24 protein-coding genes are annotated in these 22,993 nt (G+C 76.3%); 7 read left to right on the forward strand and 17 right to left on the reverse strand.

Translation table 11 applies throughout. The annotated features are described in order from the left end of the window. Window positions 1-130: 130 nt before the first annotated feature. The 8 genes from prfB to HJG43_11065 form a co-directional block, all read right to left on the reverse strand. Complete coding sequence (gene prfB, locus HJG43_11030; GenBank protein ID UER54985.1) at window positions 131-1,246, reverse strand: peptide chain release factor 2; 1,116 nt, start codon at window positions 1,244-1,246, stop codon at window positions 131-133. A 43-nt stretch (window positions 1,247-1,289) separates the two neighbouring features. Then, window positions 1,290-2,000, reverse strand: coding sequence for an AIM24 family protein (locus HJG43_11035; protein UER54986.1), 711 nt, complete (start codon window positions 1,998-2,000; stop codon window positions 1,290-1,292). Between the two features lie 12 nt (window positions 2,001-2,012). Further along, entirely contained in the window at window positions 2,013-2,216 is a 204-nt protein-coding gene (locus HJG43_11040; protein ID UER55907.1) for a hypothetical protein, read from the reverse strand. Beyond that, window positions 2,213-3,724 (reverse strand): nucleotide pyrophosphatase, encoded by a 1,512-nt coding sequence (locus HJG43_11045; GenBank protein ID UER54987.1) that lies wholly within the window; start codon window positions 3,722-3,724, stop codon window positions 2,213-2,215. Before HJG43_11045 ends, HJG43_11040 begins: the two co-directional genes overlap by 4 nt. 51 nt (window positions 3,725-3,775) lie before the next feature. Next, window positions 3,776-3,961, reverse strand: a complete 186-nt coding sequence (locus HJG43_11050) for a hypothetical protein (GenBank protein ID UER54988.1) — start codon at window positions 3,959-3,961, stop codon at window positions 3,776-3,778. Window positions 3,962-3,990: 29 nt separating this feature from the next. Continuing rightward, complete coding sequence (locus HJG43_11055) at window positions 3,991-4,296, reverse strand: WhiB family transcriptional regulator (protein ID UER54989.1); 306 nt, start codon at window positions 4,294-4,296, stop codon at window positions 3,991-3,993. Between the two features lie 106 nt (window positions 4,297-4,402). Then, window positions 4,403-4,600, reverse strand: a complete 198-nt coding sequence (locus tag HJG43_11060; protein ID UER54990.1) for a hypothetical protein — start codon at window positions 4,598-4,600, stop codon at window positions 4,403-4,405. A gap of 114 nt (window positions 4,601-4,714) precedes the next feature. Then, window positions 4,715-6,814 (reverse strand): ATP-dependent DNA helicase UvrD2, encoded by a 2,100-nt coding sequence (locus HJG43_11065; protein UER54991.1) that lies wholly within the window; start codon window positions 6,812-6,814, stop codon window positions 4,715-4,717. A gap of 203 nt (window positions 6,815-7,017) precedes the next feature. Here HJG43_11065 and HJG43_11070 point away from each other — a divergent pair, with 203 nt between their 5' ends. Next, window positions 7,018-7,242, forward strand: coding sequence for a mycoredoxin (locus HJG43_11070; GenBank protein UER55908.1), 225 nt, complete (start codon window positions 7,018-7,020; stop codon window positions 7,240-7,242). A gap of 26 nt (window positions 7,243-7,268) precedes the next feature. After that, window positions 7,269-7,904 carry a uridine kinase gene (locus tag HJG43_11075; protein ID UER54992.1) on the forward strand — a complete coding sequence of 212 codons (636 nt, stop codon included), beginning with the start codon at window positions 7,269-7,271 and terminating at the stop codon, window positions 7,902-7,904. Between the two features lie 18 nt (window positions 7,905-7,922). Here the strand turns inward: HJG43_11075 and nudC are convergent, their stop codons facing one another. After that, window positions 7,923-8,819, reverse strand: a complete 897-nt coding sequence (gene nudC / locus HJG43_11080) for an NAD(+) diphosphatase (protein UER54993.1) — start codon at window positions 8,817-8,819, stop codon at window positions 7,923-7,925. A 93-nt stretch (window positions 8,820-8,912) separates the two neighbouring features. On the opposite strand from nudC, the gene HJG43_11085 reads away from it, so the two are divergent. Next, a complete protein-coding gene (locus tag HJG43_11085; GenBank protein UER54994.1) occupies window positions 8,913-9,833 on the forward strand; it encodes a phosphotransferase in 921 nt (306 codons plus the stop codon). After that, a complete protein-coding gene (locus HJG43_11090; protein ID UER55909.1) occupies window positions 9,830-10,666 on the forward strand; it encodes an endonuclease in 837 nt (278 codons plus the stop codon). The genes HJG43_11085 and HJG43_11090 overlap by 4 nt, the downstream gene beginning before the upstream one ends. Here the strand turns inward: HJG43_11090 and HJG43_11095 are convergent. Genes HJG43_11095 through HJG43_11125 form a run of 7 tightly spaced genes read right to left on the reverse strand, consistent with a single transcriptional unit; the run spans window position 10,643 to window position 20,461 of the window. Then, on the reverse strand, window positions 10,643-13,972 hold the full coding sequence (locus HJG43_11095; protein UER55910.1) for an ATP-dependent helicase: 3,330 nt from the start codon (window positions 13,970-13,972) through the stop codon (window positions 10,643-10,645). The genes HJG43_11090 and HJG43_11095 overlap by 24 nt on opposite strands. Next, window positions 13,933-17,088: an ATP-dependent helicase gene (locus HJG43_11100; GenBank protein UER54995.1), complete on the reverse strand. Its 3,156-nt coding sequence runs from the start codon at window positions 17,086-17,088 to the stop codon at window positions 13,933-13,935. The genes HJG43_11095 and HJG43_11100 overlap by 40 nt, the downstream gene beginning before the upstream one ends. 13 nt (window positions 17,089-17,101) lie before the next feature. Further along, a complete protein-coding gene (locus tag HJG43_11105; GenBank protein UER54996.1) occupies window positions 17,102-17,413 on the reverse strand; it encodes a cysteine methyltransferase in 312 nt (103 codons plus the stop codon). Between the two features lie 8 nt (window positions 17,414-17,421). Beyond that, the gene (gene idi, locus HJG43_11110) at window positions 17,422-17,985 is read right to left on the reverse strand and encodes an isopentenyl-diphosphate Delta-isomerase (protein ID UER54997.1); all 564 of its coding nucleotides are present in this window, start codon (window positions 17,983-17,985) and stop codon (window positions 17,422-17,424) included. 28 nt (window positions 17,986-18,013) lie between these two features. Then, complete coding sequence (moeB, locus tag HJG43_11115) at window positions 18,014-19,162, reverse strand: molybdopterin-synthase adenylyltransferase MoeB (protein ID UER54998.1); 1,149 nt, start codon at window positions 19,160-19,162, stop codon at window positions 18,014-18,016. Beyond that, entirely contained in the window at window positions 19,159-19,977 is an 819-nt protein-coding gene (locus tag HJG43_11120) for a DUF3152 domain-containing protein (GenBank protein UER55911.1), read from the reverse strand. Before HJG43_11120 ends, moeB begins: the two co-directional genes overlap by 4 nt. 19 nt (window positions 19,978-19,996) lie before the next feature. Further along, entirely contained in the window at window positions 19,997-20,461 is a 465-nt protein-coding gene (locus HJG43_11125) for a hypothetical protein (protein UER54999.1), read from the reverse strand. Between the two features lie 153 nt (window positions 20,462-20,614). Between HJG43_11125 and HJG43_11130 the strand changes: the two genes are divergently transcribed. From HJG43_11130 to HJG43_11140, 3 genes are all read left to right on the forward strand, one after another. Next, a complete protein-coding gene (locus HJG43_11130) occupies window positions 20,615-21,265 on the forward strand; it encodes a TetR/AcrR family transcriptional regulator (protein UER55000.1) in 651 nt (216 codons plus the stop codon). A gap of 108 nt (window positions 21,266-21,373) precedes the next feature. Beyond that, a complete protein-coding gene (locus HJG43_11135; GenBank protein ID UER55001.1) occupies window positions 21,374-21,598 on the forward strand; it encodes a DUF3107 domain-containing protein in 225 nt (74 codons plus the stop codon). Window positions 21,599-21,703: 105 nt separating this feature from the next. Then, complete coding sequence (locus HJG43_11140) at window positions 21,704-21,964, forward strand: GlsB/YeaQ/YmgE family stress response membrane protein (GenBank protein ID UER55002.1); 261 nt, start codon at window positions 21,704-21,706, stop codon at window positions 21,962-21,964. Window positions 21,965-22,034: 70 nt separating this feature from the next. On the opposite strand, the gene HJG43_11145 is transcribed toward HJG43_11140, so the two are convergent. After that, a complete protein-coding gene (locus HJG43_11145; protein UER55003.1) occupies window positions 22,035-22,949 on the reverse strand; it encodes a hypothetical protein in 915 nt (304 codons plus the stop codon). Window positions 22,950-22,993 lie beyond the last annotated feature (44 nt).

A 22,993-nucleotide genomic window follows, 5' to 3' on the forward strand; every position in this document is an offset into this window, starting at 1 on the left:
AGCATGGACTGCTTACGCGCAGCACACAACCGTCGTCCACACCGAGCAGCCCGTATCGTCCGTCTTTGTCCGATTACAGGCCAAAATTCACCCGAACGGATGACCCCGGCCGGCGACCCAATCGCCGACGTCAGGCCGCCGGCCTCTCCTGCTGCCGACGCCAGCGGATGCCGCTCTCGAGGAAGCCGTCGATGTCCCCGTCGAAGACGGCCATCGGGTTCCCGACCTCGTACTCGGTCCGCAGGTCCTTGACCATCTGGTACGGGTGGAGCACGTACGAGCGCATCTGGTTACCCCAGCTGCCACCGGCGTCCGTCTTGAGGGCGTCGAGCTCGGCCTGCCGCTCCTGGCGTGCCCGTTCCAGCAACTTGGCCTGCAGCACCCGCAGCGCCGCCGCCTTGTTCTGCAGCTGGGACTTCTCGTTCTGACAGGAGACGACGATCCCGGTCGGCAGGTGCGTCAGCCGCACCGCGGAGTCGGTCGTGTTCACCGACTGCCCGCCCGGGCCGGAGGACCGGAACACGTCCACCCGCAGGTCGTTCTCGGGGATCTCGATGTGGTCGGTCTCCTCGACAACCGGCAGCACCTCGACGCCAGCGAACGACGTCTGGCGCCGTCCCTGGTTGTCGAACGGGGAGATCCGCACCAGCCGGTGGGTGCCCTGCTCCACCGACAGCGTCCCGTAGGCGTACGGCGCGTGGACGGCGATCGTCGCCGACTTGATGCCGGCCTCCTCCGCGTAGGACGTGTCCATCACCTCGGCCTTGTACCCCTTGCGCTCGGCCCACCGCAGGTACATCCGCATGAGCATCTCGGCGAAGTCGGCGGCGTCCACCCCGCCCGCCTCGGCCCGGATGGTGATCAGCGCCTCGCGCTGGTCGTACTCCCCGGACAGCAGCGTGCGTACCTCGAGCTCGGACAGCGCCTTGCGAATGTCGGCGAGCTCGCGCTCCGCCTCGGCACGGGTCTCGGCGTCGTCGGCCTCCTCGGCCATCTCGACGAGCACCTCGAGGTCGTCGATCCGCTGGCCCATCCGCTCGACCCGCTCGAGCTCGGTCTGGCGGTGCGACAGCCGACTCGTCACCTGCTGGGCGGCGTCCGGGTCGTCCCACAGGTCCGGGGCGGCGGCCTGCTCGGACAGCTCGGCGATCTCCGCGCGCAGCCGGTCCAGATCCGTCACCTCGCGGATCGACCCGAAGGTCGCGCGGAGGTTGCGGATCTCGGCGGGGAAGTCGACGGCAGCCACGTCCTGAGAGCCTACGCGACCGTCCCCCTGCCTTCCCCCGCGCTCAGCCGAACAGGTCCCCGAGCACGCCCCCGCCCCCGCTGCGGCCGCCGTCCCCGACCACCGGACGGCCCTCGCTGGGCTGGACGACGACGAACCCGGGTCCGTGGAACCGGTACTGGAAGGCCTCCCCGCTGCCTCCGCGCACCATCGAGCGCATCCGCACGCTCGACACCAACTGCGGGGAGAGGTTCGCCGACCACGCGACCGCCGCCTGGACGTCGACGGAGGTGGGCTGCTGGGAGCAGTCCAGCAGCATCGGCGGGCCGTCACTGGTCAGGGCGACGACGCCCCGCCCCTGCAGCAGCAGGTTGAACAGCCCGCCGGCCATCATCCCCGCCCCCTGCACCCGGCGGATGTCCCAGTCCACGGCGGCGTCGAACGCGAGCAGGTTCGCCCCGTCCACGCTGATCCCGTCGCCCTCGAGCTGGACGAGGAACACGTGCTCGGCCTGCCGGGCGAAGAACACCTCGCCCTGCCCGCTGACCCGCATGAGCGGGGTGTCCTCGGCGGTGACGACCTTCTTCAACAGCCGGCCGAACGACCCGGCGCCCTCGTGCTGGAACTCCACCCGCCCCTGGTAGGCGACCATGGCGCCCTTGGCGGCCAGCACGTCCGGCCCGAGCCGCACCTTGAGCATGTACGGGCTCTGCAGCGCCCACGTCTGGTCGGAGTCGACCTCACGGTGGGCCTCGTCAAACAGGTGACTGCGCATGGCTCTCCTGCCTCACCACCACTCGGGGTCCAACTTGGCCTCGATGCTGCGGGCGTTCTCCCGGGTGCACCGCTCGCACGTCGCGGTGGTCCGGCCGCGCTCGGTGCCGAGCGCCCAGCCGAGCGGCACCTGACCCGGCGGCGTCCCGGGTGGGACGGGCGTCCCGCACACCGCGCACACCGTCGTCCCGGCCACGGGTCCGAGCCTAGGCCTCAGCCCGCCGGCTCGAGGTAGACGAAGCCTGGTCCCTCGTCCCGCCACGTCGCTCCGGTCGGGCCGAGCACCCGCTCCAGCGTCGGCCGCCACGACCCGGTGCACGCCGGGTCGGCGCCCTCGAACCCGTGGTCGGCGGTGAGCAGGAACGTCACGTCGTCGGTGACGCCGAGCACGTCCAGCCGGTCGAGGAACGCCTGCAGCCGCCGGTCGGCGTCCCGGAAGGAGTCGCGGGCCATCGCCGAGCGCGGGCCGCCGCCGTGGTGGCCGGCGTCGGTGACGGTGTTCGCCCACCACGACAGGGCCGGGGCAGCCTCGACCGACTCCCACAGCTGGAGCATGAGCTGCAGGGCGACGTCGTCGACCTGGGTGGCCCACGCGTAGTAGCCGTCGGCGAGGTGCGCCCGTTGACCGAGGAACGGCGAGGCCGCCGGGTCCGGCAGCATCGAGCCGAGGCCGGCGGCGCCGTTGCCGGACCCGGACGCCCGGACCATCGCCATCGTGGAGAAGGCGGCTCCGCGGTCGATGGCCTCGTTGACTGATGCGGTCGGCACCTGCAGGTCCCCGCGGTGGGCGCCGACGAGCTCGAACACCGTCCGGACGCCGGGCTCGAGCCACTCGGCGCTGCGGTGCCACGTGCTGGCGTCGTTGGGGACCACCCGCTGCCCCGTCCGCCGGTCGTAGAAGACGTTGCCCAGCACGCCGTGCCGACCCGGTCCGACGCCGGTGAGGATCGAGGTGTGGTTGGTCAGCGTCACGCTGGGGAACTCCGCGACCGCGCCACCGCGCAGGGCGGTGCCTCGCTCGAGCAGCCGGGCCACGCCCGGCAGCTCGCCGGCCTCGGCGAGGGCGAGCAGCTCACCGCAGTGCGCGCCGTCCCACAGGATGCCGACGACGCGGCGGCGGCCCGGCTCGACGAGGCTGGCCAGCACCTGACCGTCGAGCCCCCGGCCGTCGGCGTCGACGAGCGCTCCGGCCGGCACCCCCGCGGCGGCGGCAAGCGTCGGGCCGACGTCGACGAGCCGGGCGTACCCGTCGACGAGCCCCTCGTTCGCCGCCCCGGCACCGGCGACGAGCAGCGGTGCACGGGACTGGATGACGTCCAGGGACCCGTGCTCGCCACGGTGGCCGCCCTCGTCGGGGAAGTAGTGGCCCGGGGTGTGCACGACGACCACGTCGGGGCTGCGTCCGGCGTCCCCGAACAGCGACAGCAGCCGGCGCGCCGGCTCGGGGTAGGCGTTCCGCTCGTTCGGCGGAGAGGGGTCGGCGACCTCCCGCTCGTAGGGCAGGAACGCCATCGGATCGGTGTCGGCGACCGGATCGGCCCCGCGCAGCACCTCGTGCGTCCCGCCGGGGTGCAGCCGGACGGCGCCGCGCGCGTTGGCGACGACGACGCTGCGCGGCGCGCCGCGGGGCCCCTCGGGGACGGCGACGAGGTCGACCACGCGGTCCAGCGCCGGGTCGGTCAGGGCGTCGACGACCAGACCCTGCAGGTCCTCCAGAGTGGCCACGGCCGGTGAGCGTAAGGCTCACCGGCCGTGGCCCGTAGTACCGGCGTGCCGTCAGGGAGTGCGGACGGACACGTCGTGCCACGCCCTCGCCGCGACGGCCAGCCGGCGGGCGCGACGCGCCAGCCGAGCAGCCTGTCGAGCGCGCAGCAGCTGGCGGGCCGCCCGCTCCTGGCGAGCGACCTCGCGCAGCTCGTAACACCTGGCGCGGGCCAGGTCCTCGTGCAGCAGGTTCATCATGGTGCTCCTTGGCAGGGTCCGGACGCGGGTCACGCGGCCGCCTCGCACTTGCGGGGCCGCCCGCGTGGGCGCTTACGGGGCACGACGACCCCGGCGAGGAACAGCTCTCCTCCCCAGACCCCCCACGGCTCACGGCGCTCGAGGGCGCCGGCGAGGCACGCCTCGCGGGCCGGGCAGGTGCGGCACAGCGCCTTGGCGAACTCGACGTCGGCCGGGGACTCGGCGAACCACAGCTCGGCGTCGTGGGCCTGGCAGGGGATGTCCTCGAGCGTGAGCGCTCTGGTGGGGTCGTCGACCTCGACGTTCAGCGCGTCGAGCAGCTCGGCGAGCTGCATCGGTCACCTCCTAGGTCTGGACGGGGTGGGTGGGGACGACGAAAAGGCCGCGGATCCCGGGTGTCGGGTTCCGCGGCCTGGAGGTGCCGGCGCTGGTCGGGTGGACCTAGGCCGGAGGACCCCCGGGGGGTGAACCCGGAGCGGGGACGAGCACGTCGCCGCGGACGACGGCGGCGATCGGGCGGACGGCGAGCAGACCGGTCCCCTCGGAGCCGCCATCGGCGGTCACGGGGGCGGGCAGCAGGCAGTACGCACGCCGACGCGCCGCGGGCGTGCCGCGGAACGTGATTCGGAACTTCTCCATCACTGCCACCCCCTCTCGATGCGGTACGAGTTGGACGGGCGTCACCCTAGAGCCGCCGCCGGACAGCGCACAACGCATTTTCCTGCACCTTTCCTGGACCGTGACCAACCGTCCTCAGCCGTGCTCGGCGAGGACCCCGAGAACCTCTGCTCCGTACCGGTCGAGCTTCACCGGCCCGACGCCTGCGATCCGCGACAGGGCGGGTAGGTCCCGGGGGAGCGTCTCGGCGATCGCGACGAGAGTGGCATCGGTGAACACGACGTACGCCGGCACCTTCGCCTCCCCCGCGGTGCGTGCCCGCCACTCCTTGAGCGCCTCGAGCAGGCCCTCGTCGTAGGTCGCCGGGCACGTTGCGCACCGGCCCACCTTCTTCTCCACCGCGGTGGCCAGCGGGCCCCCGCAGGTGCGGCACCGGACCGGCGCCACCCGGGCGCGGCGGGTGGGACGCCCTGCGCCGGCGGCGGCCAGGCTGCGGCCGCCGTCCGCGGTGGACGCCGGCCGCAGCCCGTCGAGGAACCGGGACGGCCGCCGCGAGGACCGCCCGCCCGGGGTGCGGGCCAGGGACCAGGACAGGTGCAGGTGCTCGCGGGCCCGGGTCACCCCGACGTACAGCAGTCGGCGCTCCTCCTCCACGGCGTCCGGCGTCTCGGCGAACGAGATCGGCACCAGGCCCTCGGACAGCCCGACGATGAACACCGCGTCCCACTCCAGCCCCTTGGCGGCGTGCAGGGACGCCAGGGTGACGCCCTCCACGGTCGGGGCGTGCTGGGCCTGGGCGCGCTCGTCGAGCTCGGCGACGAGGTCGGTCAGCCGGGCACCAGGGCGGGTGGCGGCCAGGGTGTCGCCGAGGGCGACGAGGGCCTGCAGGGAGTCCCACCGTTCCCGGACGGCGCCGGTCCCGCTGGGCGGTTCCGGCGTCCACCCCTGGGTGGCCAGGACGTCGCGGACCGCCTCGCCGAGCCCGGCGGCACCGTCGTCCGCGCGCGCCGCCCCGCGCAGCACGAGGACGGCGTCCCGGACCTCCCGGCGGGCGAAGAAGCGCTCCCCGCCGCGCAGGACGTAGCCGAGCCCCGCGGCGGCGAGCGCCTGCTCCAGCGGCTCGGACTGGGCGTTCGTCCGGAACAGCACGGCCACCTGCGAGGCCGGGGTGCCGGCGTCGACGAGCTCGCGGACCCGGCGGGCGACGCTGGTCGCCTCGTCGACGTCGTCCGCGTACTCGGCGAACACCGGCGCCGGTCCGGGGTCGCGCTGGGCGACGAGCTGCACCCGGGCCCGGGTCGCCGCCGCCGGCGCCCGGTCGAGCAGCCCGTTGGCCAGTGCGACGACCTGCGGGGTGGAGCGGTAGTCCCGCACCAGCCGGATGACAGCGGCCTGCGGGTACCGGGTGCGGAACCCGAGCAGGTGCTCTGGGGTCGCGCCGGCGAAGGAGTAGATGGTCTGGCTGGCGTCGCCGACGACGCACAGCTCCTCCCGGTCCCCGAGCCACAGGTCGAGCAGCCGCTGCTGGAGCGCCGAGACGTCCTGGTACTCGTCGACGACGAAGTGCCGGTACTGGCTGCGCACGGTGCGGGCGATGTCGGGGTGCTCCTGCAGGATGCCCGCGGTGAGGAGCAGGACGTCCTCGAAGTCGATGACACCGCGGTCGGACTTGATGTCCTCGTACGCCTGCAGCAGGCGGGCGACGGTCACCGGGTCGAAGCCGCCCGGGGTGCCGCGCCCGGCCCGCTGCGCGGCGTCGACGTAGGCGTCCGGGGTCAGCATCGACACCTTGGCCCACTCCACCTCGGCGGACAGGTCCCGCACGGCGGCCGGGTTGACCCGCACCCCCAGCCGCGAGGCGGCCATCGCGACGAGCTGGGCCTTGTGCGCCAGGACCTCCGGGACGCCGCCGCCGACCGCCTGCGGCCAGAAGAACTGCAGCTGGCGCAGCGCGGCGGAGTGGAAGGTGCGGGCCTGCACCCCCGCGACCCCGAGGTCCCGCAGCCGCGAACGCATCTCCCCCGCCGCCCGGGCGGTGAACGTCACGGCCAGCACCTGCTGCGGCACGTACACGCCGGCGTGGACGCCGTAGGCGATCCGGTGGGTGATCGCGCGGGTCTTGCCGGTGCCGGCCCCGGCCAGCACGCACAGCGGGCCGGTCAGGGTCGTGGCGACCTGCCGCTGCTCGGGGTCGAGTGCGGCCAGGACGGCGTCGGCATCGGGCGGGGCGGTCATCGTGGGCCCATCCTCGCAAGGACCCCCGACATCGCGCCGTCCCCGGTCACCAGGCATCGTTGAGACGTCAAGTACCGAGTCGACCGGCACGGAGCCGACCGGCACCGAGCCGACCGGCACCGAGCCGACCGCCCGAGCACGAGGAGCACGCCACCGTGACCACGCCAGCCGCCGAGCACGCCCCCGCCCCGGGGCAGGTCACCATGTTCACCACGACGTGGTGCGGGTACTGCCGAGTGCTCAAGCGGGCGATGGACCGTGAAGGCCTCGCCTACCGTGAGGTGAACATCGAGGAGGAGCCCGACGCCGCGGAGTTCGTCATGAGCGTCAACGGCGGCAACCGGACCGTGCCGACCGTGCTGTTCCCCGACGGGTCGGCCGCGACGAACCCGCCGCTGTCCCTCGTCCAGGAGCGGCTGGGCCGCTGAGGGTCCCCGTCGGCACGGGTGATGCGGTGCGGGTCGAGCCGGTGACCGTGGCGGCGGTCGCCGCCGAGGTGGCCGACGCGGCGCTTGCCCTGCCCGGCGTGCCCCGGGTCGCGGTGGACGGCGCGGTGCCGGCCGACACCCGGTACGTCGCCGACGCGGTCGCCGCGGCCCTCACCGCCCGCGGTCGCCCGGTCGCCCGCGTGGACGCCGAGGACTTTCTGCGGCCCCGCTCGCTGCGCCTCGAGCACGGCCCGGCCGACCCGGACGCCGGCTACGAGCGCTGGTACGACTGGCACGCCCTGCTGCGTGAGGTGCTCGAGCCGCTCGGCCCCGACGGGCGCGGCGACTGGCTGCCGGCCCTCTGGGACGCCGCCGCCGACCGCGCGACCCGGGCCGCCCGGGTGCCGGCTCGTCCGGGCACGGTCGCCGTCGTCAGCGGCCCGTTCCTGCTGCGCTGGGAGACCGTCCACGCGGTGGACTACGCCGTCCACCTCCTCACCTCCCCGGCGGCGATCGCGCGGCGGGTGCCCGCGGCCGACCTGGACCGGGTCAGGGGTGCCTGGGCCCGGTACACCGCCGAGACCGACCCGGCGTCCCGGGCGGACGTCGTCCTGCGCTTCGACCGGCCGACCGCCCCCGCCCGGGTGCACCCGCCCCTCTGACGGCCCCTGGCCCGTCGCTCACCAGCCCTGCGGACCGTCGTCGAGCTCGCTGCCGTACCAGTGCTCGACGAGCCGGCGGGCGATGGAGATACCCGACGGCAGCACCACCTGCCCGGCCTGGACCGCGTCGCGCAGCCCGGCCCGGTCGAACCACCGGGCGTCGGCGATCTCCACGCCGTCGACCCGCACCGTGGGGTCGGTCGCGACCGCCCGAAAACCGATCATGAGGGACGCCGGGAACGGCCACGGCTGGGAGCCCAGGTACTCGACGTCCCCGACGACGACCCCGACCTCCTCGGCGACCTCCCGGCGTACCGCGGCCTCCAGGGACTCCCCGGGCTCGACGAACCCGGCGAGGGTGGAGTACCGGTGCTCGGGCCAGGCCGGGCTGCGCCCGAGCAGGATCCGGTCGTCGGCGTCGACGACCGCCATGATCACCGCCGGGTCGGTCCGCGGGTAGTGGTCGGTGCCGTCGTCCGGGCAGCGGCGCGACCAGCCGCCCTCGGCGGGTTCGGTCGGCGCCCCGCACCGCGGGCAGTGGGTGTGCGTCTCGTGCCAGCCGAGCAGGGCGACTGCCTCGGTGAGCAGACCGACCTGCGCGTCGTCGAGGACCGCGCCGAGGCGGCGCAGGCCGACCCAGTCCGGACCCGGCTCGGCGCGCACGGCCAGGTAGCCGGTGCCGTCGGCGTCGCGGCCGAGGAACACCCGCAGCGCGTCGTCCGGGACGTCGCCCGGGCCGACGAGGTCGAGGGCCAGCCCGCCGTCCCGTTCGCGCACGGGAGTGCGCCCGTGGCCCACCCGCAGCACCCGGGTGGCCGGGTCGGCCAGCAGCCGGTCGATGAGGCCGGGGTCGCTGCGCAGCAGGGCGGCCCGGTCGGTGGCGGCACGGCCCAGCGCGAGGTGCTCCAGCGGCATGCCGCTCACCGTAGGCGGGGCCACCCGACCCGGCGACACGCGCCGGGTCTGCCCCGGACCGCGTCAACGGCCCGGGCGCCCTACGGTTGCCCCGTGCCCAGGTCCGCCTACGTCCTCGCCGCGCTGGCGACCGCCGCGGTGCCCGGCCTGAAGCCGGTGGCCGTCCGGGAGCCGGAGGTGCCCGGTCAGGCGTTCGACGTCGCCGTGGTCGAGGACGACCGTCACCGTCGCTGGGTGGTGCGGTGCCCGCGGCGGGCCGCCGCCGGGGCGGCGCTGGAGTCCGAGCTGCGGCTGCTCGCCGGGCTCGCCGACCGGTCCCGCAGCGGGCTGGCGTTCGCGGTACCCGAGCCGGCCGGGTCGGTGGCGCTGCCGGAGGGCGGCCGCGCGGTCGTGCACCCCTACCTGGACGGCGCCCCGCTGCACCCCGGTGAGCTGCGCCCCGGACCGGGTCTGGCGGCCGCCCTCGGCCGGGCCCTGGCCAGCCTGCACGACGTCCCCCACGCGATCGTCGAGGAGGCCGGCCTGCCGGTGTACGAGGCCGGGGAGTACCGCGAGCGCCGGCTGGCCGAGGTGGACCGGGCCGCGCAGACCGGGCACGTGCCGGCGCGGCTGCTGACCCGGTGGGAGAAGGTCCTCGAGGACGTCGGCCGCTGGCGGTTCCACCCCTCGGTGGTGCACGGGGACCTCGTCGCCGAGCACGTCCTCGTCGTCGACGACGCGGTCGTCGGCATGCTGGACTGGGCGGAGGCGAAGGTCGCCGACCCCGCCGACGACCTGGCCTGGCTGGCGGTCGGCGCGGACGCCGACGCCCTCGACTCGGTCCTCGAGGCCTACAGCGTGGCCCGCCGCGAGCAGCCGGACCGGCACCTCACCACCCGTGCCCGGCTCGCCGGGGAGCTGGCGCTGACCCGGTGGCTGCTGCACGGGGTGACGACCGACGACGCCGCGGTCGTCGACGACGCCGTGCAGATGCTGCGCGACCTCGACGCCGACGTCGGCGAGGAGCCCCTCTGAGCCGGGTCCGGGTCGCGACCCTCAACCTCGCCTCGGGCCGCTCCGGACCCGGGCACCTGCCCGCCGACCGGCTCGCCGCGGCCCTGACCGGCCTGGACGTCGACGTGCTCGCCGTCCAGGAGGTGGACGTCGCGCAGGACCGCTCGCACGGCGTGGACCAGGCCGCGGTCGCCGCGGCGGCTCTCGGCGCGGCGCACTGGCGGTTCGCGCCGACGCTCGCCGGGACGCCGGGGCCGCTGCGCGGCTGGCACCGGGTGCTGCCGGACGCCGACCTGCCGGCGGGGCGCCCCGGGTACGGGATCGCGGTGCTGAGCCGGCTACCGGTGCGCCAGTGGCAGGTCGAGCACCTCGGCCACGGCCGCGGCCGGTTGCCGGTGCGGGCACCGGACCCGCGCACCGGTGAACCCCGCACCTGGTGGGTGCCCGACGAGCCGCGCACGGCGCTGGCGGCCGTGCTGGACGAGCTGACCGTGGTGAGCACCCACCTGTCGTTCTCCCCGGCCACGGCGGTGCGCCAGCTGGCCCGGCTGCGCCGTTGGTGCGCGACGCTGCCCGGCCCGGTCGTCGTCGCCGGCGACCTCAACCTGCCCGGACCGGTCGTCGAGCGGGTCCTGCGCGGGCGGCGGCTCGCCACCGGGGCGAGCTACCCGGCCCACGACCCCCGAGTGCAGCTGGACCACCTCGTCGGCCCGGTCGGTGGGTCAGCGTCACTGCCGGGCGCCGGCGGCCCCGAGGCACTCCAGGTCAGCGGCACCGTGGTCCGCCGGCTCGACGTCGGGGACCACCGGCTGGTCGCCGCCACCCTCGACCTACCCGGCGGCGGCGTCCGGTAGGTCGAGCACGAGGGCCTCCAGCGCGGCCTCGTCGAGCGGGTCGGCCGGGCGGACCGTCTCCCCGGTGGAGGCGTAGAAGAACGCGGCGGACACCCGCTCCAGGGGGACGTCCTGCAGCCGGGCCCAGGCCAGCCGGTAGACCGCCAGCTGGACGGCGGCGGCGTGCCGGCGCTGCCCCGTCGGAGGTGAACCGGTCTTCCAGTCGACGACCTCCCACCCGCCGTCGGCGGTGGTGAAGACGGCGTCGATGCGGCCGCGCACCACGGTGCCGCCGACCGGCGTCTCGACGTCGACCTCGACGGCGACCGGCATCCGGTCGGCCCACGGCGAGGCCTCGAACGTCGCCTGCAGCGCGGCGAGCTCGGCGTCGGGGGCGGCGTCGTCGTCCCCGGCACCCGGCAGCTCGAGGACGTCGACGAGGGTGCCGGCAGCGAAGCGGCGCTCGAGCCAGGCGTGGAAGGCCGTGCCGCGCCGGGCCTGCGGCCGGGGCTCGACGGGCATCGGGCGACGGATCGCGGCGGCCAGGGCGGCCGGGTCGGCGGCCAGCTCGACGAGCCGGGACGCCGACAGGTGCGTCGGCAGCGGCACCCCGGCCGGGCCGGGCCGGTGCAGCGCCTCCCGCTCCTCCAGCAGCCGGTCCACCTCCTGCGCCCATCGCGACCGGCGGTCCGCGGCGGCGCCGGTCGGCTCGTCGGCGGTGGCCGGGCGAGCGAGGGCCGCGTGCACGGCCGCCGCGGCGGCCTCGAGCTGCTCGCGCCGCGGACCCAGCGGGTCGGTGGGCCACACCGCGCTGAGCGGCTCGGCCAGGCGGGGGTTGTCCCCCTCCGGCGGGTCCAGGTCACCGCCGAGGCCGAGCTCGAGGAGGAAGCGGGACGGTGGGCGCGCCGTCGTGCCGTCGGCCCACCAGGCGCCGCTGAGCAGCAGGAGGGACCGGGCGCGGGTGATCGCGACGTAGGCGAGACGGCGCTCCTCGGCGACGTCGTGGGCGCCGCAGTCCTGCCGGAAGCGGGTCAGCTCGTCGCGCAGCGCGCGCTGGGTCGCGGCCGAGCGCCACGGCCAGCGCGGCAGTGCGGCGCCGTCCCCGCGCAGGTCGTACGGCAGCACGCCGAGGCCGGTCAGCCAGCCGCCGGAGGCGTCCGGTGCGGCCGCGCCGGCTGTCACCCGCACGGCGGGGAAGGTGCCCTCGGACATCCCGGGGACGGCGACGACGTCCCACTCCAGTCCCTTGGCGGCGTGCACCGTCAGCAGCTGGACGGCGGTCCGGCTGGGCTCCACGTCGCCGGGGGCGTCGACGGGTTCGGCGTCGGTCTCACCCGGCTGCAGTCCCCGCTCCCGGGTGTCGGCGGCCTCCAGCCAGGCGAGAAAGGCGCCGAGCGTGGGGCGGTCGGCGCCGTCGGCGAAGGACGCGGCGACGTCGGCGAAGGCGTCGAGGTGGGCCCGCGCGGCGCCGGGGGCCACCCCGGGTCGGGCGGCCACCTCGACGTCGAGGAGCAGGGCTCGCTCCGCCTCGGCGACGAGGTCCGGCAGCGGGAGCCCGGTCCGGCCGCGCAGCTGCCGCAGGACGGCGGCCAGCCGGGCGAGCCGGGCCCGGCCCTCGGCGGAGAAGCCCCGCCCGTGCCGGCCGACCCACCCGGGCGGGGGCAGCGTGTCGAGGGCCTCGACGACGCTGCGGTCCTCGGCCGCCTCCTGGGGGACCCCAGGAACCTGTGCGGCGAGGCCGCGGGCGAGTTGCGCGAGCGTCTCGAGGTCCCGCGGGCCGATCTGCCACCCGGGACCGGTGAGCAGGCGCATGAGGGCGTCGCCGCGGTGCGGGTCGTGGACCACCTGGAGAGCGGCGACGAGGTCGACGACCTCGGGCCGGCTCAGCAGGCCACCCAGCCCGACCACCTCGACGGGCAGGTCCTGGGCGCGCAGGGCGGCCTCCAGCGCCTCGAACTGGGACCGCTTGCGGCACAGCACCGCCATCGAGCGACGGACCCCGCCGCGGGCGACGACCTCGGTGTCCTGGCGCCACAGCGCGGCGAGGTCCTCGGCGACCGCGGCGGCCTCCTCCTCCACGGTGGCGTGGTAGCGGGTGCGGACCTCACCGGCGCCCGCGGTGCGGCGCGGGGCCAGCGGCAGCACCTCGACGGTGCTCGCCTCCCGCAGCGGCGCGGAGACGGCGTTGGCGGCGGCGAGGACGGCCCGGTCGTTGCGCCAGGCGGTGGTGAGCGGCAGCACCGCCGCGGGGCGGCCGGGGGCGGCCGGGAACTGCGCGGGGAACGCGGCGAGGTTGCCGGCGCTGGCACCGCGCCAGCCGTAGATGGACTGGTGCGGGTCGCCGACGGCGGTCACGGGGTGACCACCGCCGAACAGGTGGCGCAGCAGCTCGAGCTGGGCGTGGCTGGTGTCCTGGTACTCGTCCAGGAGCACCACCCGGAACCGGGCCCGCTCGCCGGCGCCGACGTCGGGCACGTCACGGGCGATCTGCGCGGCCAGCCGCACCTGGTCGCCGAAGTCGAGCACCTCGAGCTCGCGCTTGCGCTCCAGGTAGTCGCGCACGAGGGGGACGACGGCGCGCCGGTCGCGCAGGGTGCGCAGGACGGCGGCGACCGGGGCGTACGGCGCGGCCGGCGGGTCACCGACGTCGTCCCTGGGCAGGGTGGGGACCCGCTCGAGGACCGCGGTGAGGTGGTCGGCCACCTCCTCCGGCTCCACGAGGTGCTCGGCGCACTCCGCGGCCAGGGACAGCACGGCGTCCACCACGGTGCCGGGTGCCTTGTCCGGCGCCGGGGACCCGTCCTGCGGACCGTCCCAAGCCTCGACGACCTCGGTGGCGAGCTGCCAGGCCGCCGCCTCGCCGAGCAGCCGGGAGCCGGGTTCCACGCCGAGGCGCAGGCCGTGGTCGGCGACCACGCCGGCGGCGTAGGAGTGGTACGTCGCGACGGTCGGGTCAGCCAGGACCGCTGCCACGTCGTCCGGGTCATCCGCCGGCTCCTGACCCGGGGGCCGGACCCCGGCCCGGTGCAGCGCGGCGAGCCGGGCGCGGACCCGGTCGGCGAGCTCGCCGGCGGCCTTGCGGGTGAACGTCAGCCCGAGGACCTCCTCGGGGCGGACGTGCCCGTTGGCGACGAGCCACACGACGCGGCCGGACATCGTCTCGGTCTTGCCGGAGCCGGCGCCGGCGACGACCAGCACCGGCTCGAGCGGGGCCTCGATGACGGCCACCTGCTCGTCCGTCGGCTCCCGCAGGTCCAGCAGCTCGGCGATGCGGCGGGCGGACAGGGTCACCGGACCACCTGGCCGCCACGCGGGTGCACCGGGCAGGAGCGCTGCACCGGGCAGACCCGGCAGTGCTGGCCGCGCACCGCGGTGAACTGGGCCCCCGCCATGCCGTCGGCCGTCGCGGCGAGCAGGTCGTGCGCCCAGTCCGGGTCCGGTGCCTCGGCCAGCGGGGGCTGCTGCTGCACCTTGGGCTTCTTGCCGGTCCCGAGCTGGACCAGCGCGGCACCACCGACCTCGCGCGGGCCCTCGGGGTCGACGGCGGCCTGGCCGACGGCGGTCTGGCCGACGGCGACCTGGTAGACGCCGAGCTGGGGGTGGGCCGCGATCTCCTCGTCCTTGGGGCAGGTCCGACCGGTCTTGAGGTCGACGACGACGAGCCGACCGTCGGCGTCGCGCTCGAGCCGGTCGATGCGACCGACCACCCGGGCCCGGCCGACGACGGCGTCGACGTCCTGCTCCACGGCGACGAGCTCCCGGCCGGCGGACCGGACGTAGGCGACGTACCGCTCGAGCATCGCGTGGGCGCGGCGACGCTCCCGCTCCCCGGCCCAGCCGCGGGGCGGGTCGATACCCGGCCACAGCTCGTCCAGCCGCGCGGTGAGCCGGTCGAGGTCGGCGTCCGGCTGCTCGGCGACGACCTCGTGGACGAGGGTGCCGACCCCCTGGGAAGTGCTGTCGCCGGCCGTGCCGCCGCTGGTCTCCAGCAACCAGCGCAGGCCGCAGCGGGTGAACGCCTCCACCCGGGAGGGGGAGACGACGACCTGCTGGTCCGGGCCGCGCAGCGGGCCGTCGTCGGAGGGACCGGCCAGGCCGTACCAGTCCCGGGGGGCGGCTCCGGGCACGCCGGCCGCGGCCAGCCGGGCGAGCTGGGCGGCGGCGTCCCGGCCCTGCGGGCTGGCGGGGCCGCGGGCCAGCAGCGTCTGGCGCAGCTCGGCGACGAGGGCGGGCAGGGTCAGCGCCCGCGGCACCACGGTGAAGGGCCGCTGCCCGGTCCCCTCGGGGGCCGGGGCCACGACGTCGAGGAACGGGGAGGGGCGCTGGTCCTCGTCGCGCACCGCGGTGACGACGAGCCGGCGCCGGGCCCGGGTGACCGCGACGTGCAGCAGCCGGCGCTCGTCGTCGAGCACCTCCCGGCGGGCGGCGACGTGGTCGCCGGCGGCGCGGCCGGTCAGCACGTCGACGAGGTCGGGGGCGCCGAGCAGGGACCCTCGCAGCCGGGTGTCCGGCCAGCCGCCGTCCTGGACCCCGGCGACCACGACGACGTCCCACTCCCGACCGGCCGAGCCCTGGGCGGTGACGAGGGCGACGGCGTCGTCGTCCGGTGCCCGCTCGGCGAGGGTGTCGGCCGGCACGTCCTGGGCGTCGAGGTGGGCGAGGAAGGCTGCCGGACCGGCGTGCGGGAGGCGGTCGACGAACCGGGCCGCGGCGTCGAACAGCGCGACGACGGCGTCCAGGTCCCGGTCGGCGCGGGCACCGTCCGGTCCCCCGGCCAGGGCGCGGCGGCGCCACGGGTCGGCGAGGCCCGACGCCTGCCACAGCGCCCACAGCACGGTCTCGGCGGTGGCGCCGTCCGCGGCGGCCGCGGCCCGGCCGGCGGCCAGCACGGCGGCGACCCGGCGGGCGGGCTCGGCGACGGCCGGCGGCAGGGACACGACCCGCGCGGGGTCGCCGAGCGCCTCGACGAGCAGCGCGTCGCTGCGCCGGGCGCCGCCGCCGGCGCGCTCCTCGGCGCGCAGCACCTGGCGCAACCGGCGCAGGCCGAGGGCGTCGGCGCCGCCGAGCGGGGACAGCACGAGGTCGACGGCGGTGTCGGCGTCCAGCGTGCCGGGGTGCAGGACGGCGCGCAGGGCCAGCCGCAGCGGACGCACCGCGGGCTCGTCCCGCACCGGGACCTCCGCGGCCGGCACCGCGACCGGGACCCCGGCGCCGGCCAGGGCGCGGCGCAGTCCCCCGGTGCGTCCGGCGCTGCGGACGACCACCGCCATCGCGCGCCACGGCGTCCGGCCGACGAGGTGCTCGTGGCGCAGGACGCCGGCGACGAACGCCGCCTCCTGGGTGGCCGAGCGCAGCACGTGCCCCTCCACCGTGCCGTCGTGCGGCGCGGGGGCGGGGCGCCGCTGCTCTGCGGTGCCGGAGGTGCCGATGCCGGCGGCGACCCGGTCGGCTGCGGCGCACAGCGGCCTGCCCGCACGCCACCGGGTGCGCAGCACGACGGCGCCCGCGGGCTGCCCGTCGGCGCGGCGGTAGCGCCGGGCGGCCTCGGTGACCGCCCGCGGGTCCGCGCCGCGGAAGGACTGGGTGGTGGCGTCGGGGTCGCCGAGCAGGATCAGGTCGGCGCCCCCGCCGGCGACCTCGTCGAGCAGGCGGCCGGTGGCCTCCGTGGACTCGTGGTGATCGTCCACGGCGACGAGCTGCCAGCGCGAGCGCACCCGCCGGTTGAGGTCGGGGTCCTCGGCGAGCGCCCGGGCCGCGGTGTCCACGATCGCGGCCGGGTCGAACGCCCCCGGCGAGGACAGAGCGGTCACCTCGAGGTACTCCTGGAGCACCTGGGCCGCGGCCGGCCAGGCCGGCCGACCGGTAGCGCGCCCCAGATGGACGAGGTCGGCGGGGCCGAGCCCGCGTTCCAGGGCGCGCATGAGCAGGTCGCGCAGCTCGTCACGGAAACCGCGCAGGCCCAGCGCGGGGCGCACCTCGTCGGGCCAGTCCGGCGGGCGCCCCTGCCCGGCTTCGTGCCCGGCGAGCAGCTCGGCGAGAATCCGGTCCTGCTCCGGGCCGGACAGCAGCCGCGGCGCCGGCTCCCCGGCGTCCACGGCGAGCCGGTGGAGCAGCGCGAACGCGAACGAGTGCGGGGTGCGCGCCAGCGGGGACCGCACGGTGCGGGCCAGCCGGGCGCTCACCCGCTCCCGCAGGGCGGCCGCGGCCCGCCGCGTCGGGGCCAGCAGCAGCACCGCCTCGGGGTCCACGCCGTCGCGCTCCACCCGGGCGGCGACCGCCTCGACGAGCGTCGTCGTCCGACCGGTGCCGGGGCCACCGAGCACGACGAGCGGTCCGCTGCCGCGGCGTGCGTCGACGACCCGGCGCTGCTCGGCGTCCAGGTCGTGCGCCGCGAGCACCGCCGGCGACGTCCGGCGGACGAGCACCGGCGTGGCGGACGACATGCCGCCGATCCCATCACAGGGGTCCGACAGCGCCGCCGTCCCAGCGGGCCCGGGCCATGTCGACCCGGTCCCCGCGCAGCGGGGTGCCCTCGGCGCGGTAGCGGACGAGGGCCTCGGCGGCGTGCTGCGGGGGCGGCGTCCCGTCGGCGCGCAGCACCCGCCACCAGGGCACCCCACCGCCGTACCGGGACAGCACCGCGCCCACCGCCCGGGGCCCGCCGGCGCCGAGGAGCTCGGCGACGTCTCCGTAGGACAGCACCCGGGCGGGCGGGATCGCCTCGACGACGTCGAGGACGTCGGCGGCGAACGGGGTGAGCGGACGCACCGGTGTCCTCAGCCGACCAGGTGGCCGCCGGCCGCGAGTTCCTCGAGCTGGAGCACGCTCCACGGCGACAGCGCCCACGGGGTCGCGCGGGCGGTGGTGAGGACGTCCGCGACGGCCACCCAGCGCCACTCGGCGACCTCGGCCGGGTCCGGGCGAGGGTCACCGGCGGCCCGGGCGACGAACACCGGGCAGACCTCGTTCTCCACCACCCCGCCCGCGTCGGTGGCCCGGTAGGCGAAGTCGGGCAGCACCTCCCGGACGTCGGTGAGGACGAGGCCGAGCTCCTGGGCGACCCGGCGGTGGACGGCGTCCGCCAGGTCCTCCCCCGGTGCCGGGTGCCCGCAGCAGGAGTTCGTCCACACCCCGGGCCAGGTGCGCTTCCCCACGGCCCGGCGGGTGACGAGCAGCCGGCCCGCGTCGTCCAGGACGTAGCAGGAGAAGGCGAGGTGCAGCGGGGTGTCGGCGGTGTGCACCGTGGCCTTGTCGGCGACCCCGACCGGTCTCCTGCTCTCGTCGAGCAGCACGACCTGCTCCGGTCGCCTCGCCACCGCCGGTCCGCTCACCTGGGCCACTGTAGGCGGCGCTGCCGCAGCCGGTGGCTCAGTAGGTGGGCAGGGTCGGGTCGACGTCCCGGACCCACGCCAGCACCCCGCCGTCCAGGTGGACCGCCTGGTCGTACCCGTGGCCGCGCAGGACCTGCAGGGCCTGCGCGGAACGCACCCCGGACTTGCAGTAGAGCACCGTGCGACGGTCCCGGGGCAGCTCCCCGATCGCCTCGCCGGACAGGATCCGCGGCAACGGCACGAGCCGCGAGCCCGGGATGGACACCAGCGCGGCCTCGTCCTCGCCGCGGACGTCGACGAGGTCGACGTCACCGGCCTGCAGCCACCCGGCCAGGGTCGGCGCGTCGACGACCGCGTCCGGTCCCAGTACCGGCGGGGCCGGGGCGCAGCTCGCGGCGGCGTCGGCCAGCGAGGTGACCGGCGCGGCGTGCGGGTCGGGCCGCACGGTGACCGTGCGCCACGTCATCGCCAGCGCGTCGAGGACGAGCAGCCGGCCGAGCAGCGGCTCGCCCGCCCCGGTGACGAGCTTGACCGCCTCGGTGGCCATCACCGAGCCGACCGCGCCGACCATCGCGCCGAGCACGCCGCCCTCCGCGCAGGAGGGCACCGCCCCGGGCGGGGGCGGCTCGGGGAACAGGTCCCGGTAGGTCGGGCCGTGACCCGCCCAGAACACGCTGACCTGGGCGTCGAACCGGAACACCGAGCCCCAGACCTCCGGGACGCCGAGCAGCGAGCACGCGTCGGACACCAGGTAGCGGGTGGGGAAGTTGTCGGCGCCGTCGACGACGAGGTCGTAGCCGCCCAGGACGGCCAGGGCGTTGTCGGCGGTGAGCCGCTCACGGTGCGGGACGACGGTGACGAGCGGGTTGAGCCGGGCCAGCGCGTCCACGGCGCTGTCCACCTTGGGCCGGCCGACGTCGTCGGTGCCGTGGACGACCTGCCGCTGCAGGTTCGAGGTGTCGACGACGTCGTCGTCGACGACGCCGATGGTCCCGACGCCGGCGGCGGCCAGGTAGGTGAGGACCGGCGCCCCGAGGCCACCGGCGCCGACGACGAGCACCCGGGCGGCGGCCAGGCGCCGCTGGCCCTGCTCGCCGATCCCGGGCAGCAGGACGTGCCGGGAGTACCGCTCGACCTGCTCGGCACGCAGCGGCGGGCCCGGCTCGACGAGCGGCGGCAGGCTCACGGCGCCGCCTCGGCGTCCGGCTCCACCCACGCGTTCGGCACGCAGGGGGCGACCTGCTTGGACTGCTGCTGCATCACCGGCGCCAGCGCGCCGGGGGCCGGGCAGGTGACGTGCCCGTGGCCCAGGACGTGGCCGACCTCGTGGTTGACCAGGTACTGCCGGTAGGCGGTGAGGTCGTGGGCGTACTCGTCCGTGCCGTGCACCCAGCGGTACATGGTGAGGATGGCCCGCGGGCCCTGCCGGCAGGACAGCTTGCCGAAGGTCTGCAGCGGCCGGCACATCGCCGCGGAGGTCTGCGGGCTGGCCAGGACGACGACGACGTCGGCCTGCCCGTCGGTGCGCGAGAACGTCCAGCCGTCCGACGGCCACCCGCGGGGGTCGTTGAGGGTGTCCAGGACGAAGTCGGCGAAGGCCTCCCCGTCGACGTCCAGACCCCCTTCGACCTCGACCCGCACCCGCCGCTCCCGTCCCGCGGTGGGGGCCGGGGCGCTGCCGGGGACGACCACGGTGCCACCGGTGCCCCGGTCGACGACCTCGTCGGAGCGTAGCCCGGCGCGCTGCGCCGGGGACGGCGGGGGCACGGCGGTGACCACGGGGGCGTCCTGGGCGACGGCGGCGGTCGGCGGGGCCGAGACCGGTGGTGGCGGCGGGGACGTGTCGGTCCGGGCGGCCGGGTCCGCGGACACCTGCGCGCAACCGGTGACGAGGACACCCGCGGCGAGCGTGGCGACCGCGTGCCGCGACCGCCTGCGCCGGAGTCGCCTCACCCGTCCCGTCGGTCCCACCGCAGCAGGATGACACGCGCGGTGGCACAGCCGCGACGACGCCCGCTGGTCAGGGCAGGACGGCCGCCACCCGGCGGTTGCAGGCGCCGAGGACGGCCTTGACGAGCGCCTGGGACGGGTCCGCGCCCACCGGGACCGCACCGCCGAGCTGCTCGGGGCCGCGCGTGGTGAGCAGTGTGACCAGGACGACCGCGGTGTCCTGGCCGGCGACCGGGACGACGTCCGCGGCCTCCACGTCCAGCCGGAGCCGACCGAGCGAGGCGGACTCCACCGCCCGGACCGTCGCGGTGGCGAGCGCCCGGCGCACCCCGCCCGGCGTGGCCGCGCCCTCCGCGATGCCGGTGTGGTGCTCCTCCCCGGCCCGCAGGACGACCGTGCAGGACGCCGTGTGCGCCCCGGTGACCTGCTGCACCCGCTCGAGCACGAGCCGGGACCGTTGGACCGGCAGCGCCGGTGCGGCGGGACGCTCGGCGTCCGCCTTGCCGGCGGAGGTGTCACGGAGCGTCTTGGCCACGTCGCCGAGTGTGGCACCTGGGACCCACACCGGCACAGGCCGTGCGGGCTGAGGTCACCCGTTGGAGTGACCGGTGCGTACCATTCCGGCTCGCCGGGAGGCCCCAGCACCCGGGCACTGCGAGCAAGAGACAGCAAGAGACGAGGTACCGACGTGGCCGTGGACCCGCAGCACGCCGCCCCTGCCAGGCGCGGCGGACGGCTGCCCCGCACCGCTCGGCGGGCCCAGCTGCTCGTCGCCGCCCAGCAGGTGTTCGCCGAGAACGGCTACCACGCGGCGGCGATGGACGACATCGCCGACCGGGCCGGGGTCAGCAAGCCCGTGCTCTACCAGCACTTCCCCGGCAAGCTGGACCTCTACCTCGCCGTCCTGGACCAGCACATCGAGGACCTCACGGCGGGGATCCGGCGGGCCCTGGAGTCGACCACCGACAACAAGCAGCGGGTGGCCGCGACGATCAGCGCCTACTTCGACTTCGTCGACCGGCAGGACGCCCCCTTCCGGCTGGTCTTCGAGTCGGACCTGACCAACGACCCGGCGGTGCGCGAGCGGGTGGACCGCCTCGAACAGCTGTGCGCGGAGGCGATCGCCGACGTCATCGGCGAGGACACCGGACTGCCCCGGGCACAGTCGGAGCTGCTCGGCACCGCCCTGACCGGGATGGCCCAGGTGACCGCGCGGTACTGGCTGCAGTGCGGTCGCGCGATCCCCCGCGAGGAGGCCGAGCGGCTGACCGGGCAGCTCTCCTGGCGCGGGATCGGCGGGTTCCCCAAGCACGGGGAGCCGGGTGGGGACGGGGGCTGAGCGGACCGTCCGAGCGCCGTGGTGGGATGGGCCCACCGCACCACCCGACGGCACACCGCACCACCGACGAGACACCGCAGCACCCGACGACACAGGAGGTGGCCTCCCATGGAGGTCCGGATCGGCATCCAGAACGCGGCCCGCGAGATCGTGCTGGAGTCCTCGCAGGCCCCCGACGAGGTGGCCTCCGTCGTCGCCGCTGCACTCGAGAAGGGCACGGTGCTGGAGCTGCGGGACGAGCGGGGCCGGCTGCTCGTCGTCCCGGTGCCGGCACTCGCCTACGTCGAGATCGGCGTCGAGGAGCGTGGCCGGGTGGGCTTCGGGACGCTCTGACAGGTGTCGAGGTGCGGCCGTGATCACCCCGTGGCAGTCTCCCCCCGCGATCGGGAAAGACGTTCCTGACGCGGACTCGCAGCCGTGCTGCAGGGAGGGAGACCCATGGAGCTCATCGGGCTCATCATCTTCGGTGGCGTGATCGGCGCCCTCGCCCGCCTCGTCATGCCGGGGGACCAGAACCTCGGCATCCTCTGGACGATCATCCTCGGCGTCCTCGGTGCCCTGGTCGGCTACTGGCTGGGCGGCGTCCTCGGGGTGGAGGACACTCCCGGCATCGACTGGATCCGCTGGATCATCAGCACCGTCGCCGCCGTCCTGTTCATCAGCATCTACATCGGCGTCCGGGGCCGCCGGCGGGTGTGACCTCCCTGCCCCCTGGCCGCGCTCGCAGGCCGCTGCCCGCGCCTGGGTGGCGGCCTGCGACGTACCCGACTCAGGCGGTCAGCCCCAGCCGGCGCATCCGGTGGGTGTGCCGCTCGGTGAGCCGGGTGAACATCCGGCCCACCTCCGCGAGGTCGGCGCCGGCAACCGTCGGAGCCCCAGCCAGACCGCCGACCAAGAGGGCCGCGAGGGCCTCCCGGTCAGCGGCGACCCGCTGGGCCTGGCTGAGCGCCTCCCCGACCAGGCGCCGTCCCCACAGGGCGAGCCGCCCGGCCACCCGTGGGTCGGCCTCGATCGCGGACCGGACCGTCGTGGCCACGAAGTCGGCGTGGCCGGCGTCCTGCAGCACGGTCTCGACCAGGGCACGGGTCTCCTCGTCGACGTACCGGGACACCTCCCGGTAGAAGTCGGTCGCGATCCCGTCACCGACGTAGGCCTTGACCAGGCCCTCGAGCCAGGTGCTCGGGGCGGTCCGCTCGTGAAAGGCGTCGACGGCTGCGGCGAACGGGGTCATCGCCGCCTCCGGGTCCGCGCCGAGCTGCTCGAGCCGGTCGACGAGCAGCTCGAAGTGGCCGAACTCGGTGACGGCCATCCGACCGAGCTTGACCTTGTCCAGCAGCGTCGGGGCGAGCTCGGCGTCCTCGGCCATCCGCGTGAAGGCGGTGATCTCACCGTAGGCGAGGGCGCCGAGCAGGTCGACGACGGCGGTCGTGTAGTCCGGCCGGTCGGTGTCGGGCTCGACGTCGCCGGGGTGACTCGTCGCGTCCTGCGGGTGGCTGGTCGCGGGCACGGCGGGCAGCCTAGTGGGCTCCGGTCCCGGCGGGACGGTGCGGCGGATGTGCCCTCCGGGGCGCGAGCGGCTACCCTGGGCGGGTACCTCGGTTGACCGGTCGCACGCCACGATCGGCTGCCGACCCACCGCGGAGAGGCCCGCCGGCCGTTCGCCGCCCACGTTCTCCGGGACCATTCCCACGAGACGGCGCCCGGCGCGAGGCCCCCGCCCCGAGATGT

Source organism: Kineosporiaceae bacterium SCSIO 59966 (assembly GCA_020881835.1).
Lineage (GTDB): Bacteria > Actinomycetota > Actinomycetes > Actinomycetales > SCSIO-59966 > SCSIO-59966.